Raw genomic sequence first — 1,861 nt, 5'->3', positions numbered from 1 at the left:
CTGCTGTACGACTCGTACCGCAAGCCGGGGGAGCTGGTCTGGATCTTCGGCTGCCTGATCTTCCTGTGCCTGATGGCCGAAGCCTTCATGGGCTACCTGCTGCCGTGGGGCCAGATGTCGTACTGGGGCGCCCAGGTGATCGTGAACCTGTTCTCGGCGATTCCCGTGATCGGCCAGGACCTGTCGCTGTTCATCCGCGGTGACTATGTCGTCAGCGACGCCACCCTGAACCGCTTCTTCTCGTTCCACGTCATCGCCGTGCCGCTGGTGCTGCTGGGCCTGGTCGTCGCGCACATCATCGCGCTGCACGAAGTGGGCTCCAACAACCCGGACGGCGTCGAGATCAAGGCCAAGAAGGACGAGAACGGCATCCCGCTGGACGGCATCCCGTTCCACCCGTACTACTCGGTGCACGACCTGCTGGGCGTGGGCGGCTTCCTGATGATCTTCTCCGCGGTGATCTTCTTCTTCCCGGAGATGGGCGGCTACTTCCTGGAGTCCAACAACTTCATCCCGGCCGATCCGCTCAAGACCCCGCCGCACATCGCGCCGGTGTGGTACTTCACGCCGTTCTACTCGATGCTGCGCGCCACCACCTCGAACTTCCTGCCGATCCTGTGGGTGTTCTTCGCAGTGCTGCTCGGCCTGGTGTTCCTGCGCAGTAAGGACGCCCGCATCAAGATCGGCGCGCTCGCCATCGCCCTGATCCTGGCGGTGGGCTTCTACTTCATCGACGCCAAGTTCTGGGGCGTGCTGGTGATGGGCGGCTCGGTGGTGATCCTGTTCTTCATGCCGTGGCTGGACCAGTCGCCGGTGAAGTCCATCCGCTACCGCCCGGCCTTCCACAAGAGCATCCTGGTGGTCTTCGTGGTCGTGTTCGTCGTGCTCGGCTACCTGGGCGTGCAGCCCCCGTCGCCGGTGGGTGAAAAGGTGTCGCAGCTTGGCACCCTGCTGTACTTCGCCTTCTTCCTGACCATGCCGCTGTGGAGCCGTGTCGGCCAGTTCAAGCCGGTGCCGGAACGCGTGACGTTCCACCCGCACTGAGCCCGGACGAACCCCGACAAGAGCACAAGGACACACGATGAAAAAGCTGCTTTCGATTCTCGCGCTGGCCGGCGCCTTCTTTGCCGCCGCGCCCGCCACGGCCAGCGAAGGGGGCTACCCCCTCGAGCCGGCTCCCGTGCAGACCAGCGACCTCTCCTCGCTGCAGCGCGGCGCCAAGCTGTTCGTGAACTACTGCCTGAACTGCCACGGCGCGTCGATGATGCGCTACAACCGGCTCAAGGACATCGGCCTGACCGACGACCAGATCCGCCAGAACCTGCTGTTCAGCGGCGACAAGGTCGGCGACATGATGACCATCGCCATGCAGCCCAAGGACGCCAAGGCCTTCTTCGGCGTCACCCCGCCGGACCTGTCGGTGATCGCGCGCGCGCGCGGCGACGACTGGCTCTACACCTACCTGCGCACCTTCTACCGCGACGACGAGCGCGCCACGGGCTGGAACAACCTCGTATTCCCCAGCGTCGGCATGCCGCACGTGCTGTGGGAACTGCAAGGCCAGCGCGCCGCCAAGTTCGTCGAGTCCGAGGAGCATGGCGAGAAGGTCCACAAGTTCGCCGGCTTCGAGCAGCTCACCCCCGGCAAGTTGAGCCCGCTCGAATACGACCAGGCCGTCAGCGACCTCGTCGGCTACCTCGACTGGATGGCCGAACCCGCCCAGAACCAGCGCAAGCGCCTTGGCGTCTGGGTGCTGCTGTTCCTCGGCATGTTCACCATCTTCGCGTGGCGCCTGAACGCCGCGTTCTGGAAGGACATCAAGTAACGCGCGGCAAGGCTTGCGAGGCGGAAGCCTCGCGGG

2 protein-coding genes are annotated in these 1,861 nt (G+C 64.8%); both read left to right on the top strand.

Annotated features, from left to right (window positions below; translation table 11 throughout):
* A partial coding sequence (locus tag K206_RS0108710) for a cytochrome bc complex cytochrome b subunit (protein ID WP_020202028.1) occupies window positions 1–1,044 on the top strand: 1,044 nt, incomplete at its 5' end.
* A 37-nt stretch (window positions 1,045–1,081) separates the two neighbouring features.
* Window positions 1,082–1,825, top strand: a complete 744-nt coding sequence (locus tag K206_RS0108705; RefSeq protein WP_020202027.1) for a cytochrome c1 — start codon at window positions 1,082–1,084, stop codon at window positions 1,823–1,825.
* Window positions 1,826–1,861: the final 36 nt, after the last annotated feature.

Source organism: Cupriavidus sp. WS (assembly GCF_000395345.1).
In the GTDB taxonomy this organism is placed as follows: Bacteria; Pseudomonadota; Gammaproteobacteria; order Burkholderiales; family Burkholderiaceae; genus Cupriavidus; species Cupriavidus basilensis_B.
The sequence above is the reverse complement of the archived record's forward strand: the minus strand, read 5'-3'. Positions and strand labels throughout refer to the sequence as shown.